The organism is Paenibacillus sp. N119s (assembly GCF_059447605.1).
On the sequence record NZ_JCAJRU010000314.1, the window covers coordinates 1 to 4,726 of the forward strand.

Here is a 4,726-nt window from a genome sequence, read left to right on the forward strand (position 1 = left end):
AGGTCGGTATTATTCCGGCTACGGAGGATCGAGAAGCGATGAAGCGGGCCATTGAGAATCACGATACAGTCGTGTTTATCAAGGTTGCCAAGGTGCTGGATTTGATTTTGGATGTGCTGGACGAGCTCAAGCTTGGGGATTGTGCCTCTGTCATTACCAAAGTCACGTCTCCTTATGAAATGGTATGGCGCAACGCCCGTGAACTGCGCGGACAGGAGCTTGAATATTTGAGTTTAATGGTGGTGAGCAAATGACGTTGGAGCCAAAGGTATATATCGTAGGAGCAGGGCCCGGCGACCCGGAGTTGATTACGGTCAAAGGCTCCCGGATTCTACGCACAGCTGATGTGGTGTTGTACACGGATTCACTGGTGAACGACGAGCTGATTGCTACGGCCAAGCCCGAGGCACAGGTACTGCAAAGCTCAGGCATGGATTTGGAGCGGCAGGTTGAGATTATGAGCGAGGCTGTGCAGGCTGGACGCAGTGTAGCCCGTGTACATACAGGTGATCCGGCAGTGTATGGTGCGATTTTGGAGCAAATGGTGCTGTTGAAGCAGCGCGGCGTAGCTTATGAAATCATACCAGGCGTCAGCTCGGTCTTTGCTTCTGCGGCTGTGCTGGGTGCAGAGCTAACTGTGCCTGATCTGACGCAGACGGTTATTCTGACGCGTGCCGAAGGTCGTACACCTGTACCGGATCGAGAAAAGCTGCGTGATCTGGCATCCCACCACTGTACAGTGGCGCTGTTCCTTAGCGCAACGCTGGCGAAGAAGGTGGTCGCCGAGTTTCTGGCGGCCGGCTGGAGCGAGGACACGCCTGTAGCAGTTGTGCAGCGCGCAACCTGGCCGGACCAAAAGATCGTGCGCACGACGCTTGCCCAATTGCCAGCCGATCTGCGCGCAGCGGGTATTACGATGCATGCCATGATTTTGGCAGGCTGGGCGCTCGACCCGGGGCTGGTGGACAAGGACGCGCATCGTTCCAAGCTGTATGACAAGTCGTTCACCCATGGCTACCGGAAGGGAGTGAAGCCTGGTGAGTAATCCATTTGCCGCTGTGGCGATCACAAAACATGGAGTCGAAATGGTCCGCAATTTGGGAGCCAGCTTTCCGGGCACGGACGTGTATTACATGTCTAAGTTTGAACGTGGCGACGAACAGGAGCGCGGCATTCAATTGTTCGAAGGTTCGGTCAAGCTGATCTTGCCGGATTTATTCAAACAATATAACGGTATCATTTTATTTATTTCCCTCGGTGCGGTGGTTCGTATGATTGCACCGATTTTGGTGGATAAAAAGGTAGACCCAGCCGTGGTCGTCATTGACGATCGCGGAGAACATGTCATCAGCGTACTGTCTGGGCATTTAGGCGGCGCGAATGAATTGACCCGTCATGTAGCCGCTGTACTGGGTGCACGTCCGGTAATCACGACCGCATCGGACGTGCAGGGCACGATTCCGGTGGATATGTTGGGCCGGGAATTGGGCTGGGTGGTCGATAGCTTCGACAAGGCCACGCCTGTGAGCGCCGCTGTTGTGAATGAGGAGCCCGTTGCATTCATACAAGAGACGGGCGAACGGAACTGGTGGCGTTATGACAAGCCTGTACCTGCGCATATCAAGGTATATCCCTCAATGGCGGGAGCGGCACATGAGCCGTTCAACGCCGCGTTAGTCGTAAGTGACCGCTTGCTGGAGCCTGAGGAAGAGGAGAGGTTTCTTTCAAATGGCGTGCTGTACCGTCCCAAAAGCTTGGTGCTTGGTATTGGCTGCAATCGGGGAACTGCATTGGAGGAGCTGGAGACAGGTGTGCTGGACACCTTGCAAGAGCTGCGCTTGTCTGTGAAAAGCGTACGGAATATGGCCACGATTGATCTGAAAAAGGATGAAGAGGGCTTGCTTGCCCTCTGCGCCAAATACGGCTGGGAGCTGGTGACCTACACTCCGTCAGAGCTGAATACGGTGCAGCTTCCCAATCCATCGGAGACCGTCTTCAAATACACCGGGGCATATGGGGTCAGCGAACCCTCAGCCCTGTTGTCTTCCGGTGCAGACCATTGGCTGCTGGAGAAGAAAAAAAGCGGCAATATGACGTTGTCTGTGGCGCGGGTGCCTTATGAATGACGATATGAAGCAGCCTGTACAGCAGCCTGATCTGTCTACTCCAGTGCGCAGAAGCCGTATCGTTGTTGCCGGTACGGGCAGCGGTGCGGGCAAAACGACGGTGACCCTCGGGCTGATGAAGGCGTTCGCCGACAGCGGCCTGCGAGTGCAGGGGTTTAAGTGCGGTCCGGATTATATTGATCCGACCTATCATACAGCCGCGACCGGAACGCCTTCCCGTAATCTCGATTCATGGATGACCTCGCCAGATACGGTGCGTGAAACCTTTATCCGCGCATCCGAAGGCGCGGATCTCTCCGTGATTGAAGGCGTCATGGGGTTGTATGACGGCAAGGACCCGCTCAGCAATATTGGTTCGACTGCCGAAATCGCCATGCTGACGGATAGCCCGGTATTGCTGGTCGTCGACGTGCGCAGCATGGCACGCAGCGCGGCCGCTATCGTGCTCGGCTTTCAGCGCTTGGAGCCCAAGCTGCGCATTGCGGGCGTAATCGTAAATCGCTGCGGTAGCCAGGGACATTACGGCATGGTCAAAAAGGCGATCGAGCAAGAATGCGGCATCCCTGTGCTCGGCTGGTTAAAGCGCGATGACGGGCTGGATATCCCTGAACGTCATCTGGGCCTGGTGCCTGCTGTAGAACGCGGCGAGCTGGAGCCGCTTTTCCAACGGGCGGCAGAGCTGATCCGCACGGGTACGGATCTGGATGCACTGCGGGCATTGGCGGATGCGGCTCCGCCGCTCACCCTGCCAGAGCACCCATTATTTTCTCCGGATCGGCATCCAACAGCTGGGTATGAAGCTGCGGCCGGGGAGCGTCCTGTCATTGCCGTCGCCAGAGATGCGGCGTTCAATTTTTACTACCCGGAAAATATGGATTTGCTGCGTCAGGCGGGAGCAGAGATTGTCTATTTTAGTCCGCTGGCGGGGGAACGCGTTCCTGAGCGCGCCAACGGGTTATATTTGGGCGGCGGCTTTCCCGAGGAGTTTGCGGCAGATATCGCTGCCAATACAGGCTTTTTGGAAGATATTCGCGCTGCAGTCAGCCGGGATATGCCTGTATTTGCCGAGTGCGGTGGCTATATGGTACTGGCCCGGACACTTACGGATCGGGCGGGTCACACCTACCACATGGCTGGGGTGATCCCTTCGGATGTCCGCATGCAGGAGAAGCGGGCTGCTTTGGGATACCGGGAAGCAACTGCATTGCAAGATTGCTTGCTGTTGGAGGCTGGAGAGACGATTCGGGGACACGAATTTCATTATTCTGTCATGAGCTATGATGAATCTGCTGCCCCCTATCCCTTTGCCTATCAAACCAAAGGGATGCGTGGACTCCAGAGTGAAGGCTTTGCCAAAGGGAACCTTTTGGCAGCCTACACACACATTCATCTCGCTTCTCTCCCCAAGGCAGCAGCACGCTGGGTTGAAAAATGCCGAGCGTACCACTAAAACACAAAAAAGCCGGGTCCCCATAAGGGTCCGGCTGTTCTAAGTATAAGAGAATCAGATTTCACATAACATGGAAGCGTATACATTGTTTTTTGGATGATTCATCTACATAAGCTTTTTCAGCTGGGAAATCCTTCCCTGACTCACACCAAGCATGGAAGCAAGCTGTTTTTGTGAAGATGCCGGATGTTCTTCCATCAGCTCTCTCATTTTCTCCAAAATAACATCCGTGCGCTGGTAAATCTTTTTCATATGCATATTTTGCTTCAATGGAGGTGACTCGGTTTCAGTCGCTGTGACCGGAATTAAATCTTCCGTTTTCATTGAGGTAGCACATGCATCGCAGATAAACTGGTCTTTAAAATAGGTGTTGGTATCAACGGAACCGCAGAATATGCAATTGGTTGATTTGTACTTACGGAGCATGAGTGTTTGGTCTTCAATAAAAAACTCTAATGGATCGCCGATGTCAATCTCCATCGTCATGCGCAACTCTTTAGGAAGCACAATTCGTCCCAAGCTGTCCAAGGGCCGGGTCATTCCAGTCCTTTTCATTCATGCAACCTCCCCAGTGTTTTAAGATTTATAGAATGTATAAGCTTAAAAGAAATTCTTAACAATTCTATAACCGCAAGCATAGAATTCTTACAAAAAGCGGTCCTTTATGATAAAAGATGCTTGGACGCACTTTTTTTCTTACGAGTATACCATAAACGGGCCGAATCGCCAGCGTCACGTTTAGAAAATTTTGAACAAGTGTATTCAGAGCGAACATATATGCTATAATCTTCTGCTAAAGGATTTAATAGGCCGTTTGTAGAATTATTTATATATGCCGTAGCTCGGACAATGATGGCGGTGTTATGGAAAATAGATGAGGGCCAAACGGATTTTTCAGAGTATTTTGCCCCCACAAACAAGAAATCGGGGCCGCCTTTAAGTCCTTATATACAAGTCAGGCAAGGAGGATTTTTGATGGAAAAAAGAAAAGCATTGCTGCTAGGAGATTATTCGTATCCGGAGTTTCACCCGCTACAAGGGGTGGACGAAGAGATTAGCCATATTTTACAAGATTCGATGACGGTACAATGCAGTGAGAATCGTAAAATGCTGCTTAAGGAAAATTTAGCCTCATTCGATCTGTGCATCT

Annotated in this window: 4 protein-coding genes and 2 pseudogenes; 5 read left to right on the forward strand and 1 reads right to left on the reverse strand. The window is 52.2% G+C overall.

What is annotated here, in order from left to right:
* The 4 genes and pseudogenes from AC5V8P_RS23505 to AC5V8P_RS23520 form a co-directional block, all read left to right on the forward strand.
* Positions 1 to 254: pseudogene (locus AC5V8P_RS23505) on the forward strand (precorrin-2 C(20)-methyltransferase); the annotation flags it as partial.
* On the forward strand, positions 251 to 1,045 hold the full coding sequence (gene cobM, locus AC5V8P_RS23510) for a precorrin-4 C(11)-methyltransferase (protein WP_064797733.1): 795 nt from the start codon (positions 251 to 253) through the stop codon (positions 1,043 to 1,045). The pseudogene AC5V8P_RS23505 and the gene cobM, both read left to right, overlap by 4 nt.
* Positions 1,038 to 2,126, forward strand: a complete 1,089-nt coding sequence (locus AC5V8P_RS23515; RefSeq protein ID WP_064797734.1) for a cobalt-precorrin 5A hydrolase — start codon at positions 1,038 to 1,040, stop codon at positions 2,124 to 2,126. Before cobM ends, AC5V8P_RS23515 begins: the two co-directional genes overlap by 8 nt.
* The gene (locus tag AC5V8P_RS23520) at positions 2,119 to 3,576 is read left to right on the forward strand and encodes a cobyrinic acid a,c-diamide synthase CobB (RefSeq protein ID WP_064797735.1); all 1,458 of its coding nucleotides are present in this window, start codon (positions 2,119 to 2,121) and stop codon (positions 3,574 to 3,576) included. Before AC5V8P_RS23515 ends, AC5V8P_RS23520 begins: the two co-directional genes overlap by 8 nt.
* Before the next feature lie 105 nt (positions 3,577 to 3,681).
* On the opposite strand, the gene AC5V8P_RS23525 is transcribed toward AC5V8P_RS23520, so the two are convergent.
* Positions 3,682 to 4,131: an AbrB/MazE/SpoVT family DNA-binding domain-containing protein gene (locus AC5V8P_RS23525; protein WP_063213794.1), complete on the reverse strand. Its 450-nt coding sequence runs from the start codon at positions 4,129 to 4,131 to the stop codon at positions 3,682 to 3,684.
* 420 nt (positions 4,132 to 4,551) lie between these two features.
* Between AC5V8P_RS23525 and AC5V8P_RS23530 the strand changes: the two are divergent.
* Positions 4,552 to 4,726 (forward strand): annotated as a pseudogene (locus tag AC5V8P_RS23530) (ThuA domain-containing protein); the annotation flags it as partial.

Bases quoted from the DNA above. Each gene is read 5' to 3' on its own strand.
- cobM (WP_064797733.1), top strand. From the start codon at position 251: ATGACGTTGGAGCCAAAGGTATATATCGTAGGAGCAGGGCCCGGCGAC.
- AC5V8P_RS23525 (WP_063213794.1), bottom strand. From the start codon at position 4,131: ATGAAAAGGACTGGAATGACCCGGCCCTTGGACAGCTTGGGACGAATT.
- AC5V8P_RS23520 (WP_064797735.1), top strand. From the start codon at position 2,119: ATGAATGACGATATGAAGCAGCCTGTACAGCAGCCTGATCTGTCTACT.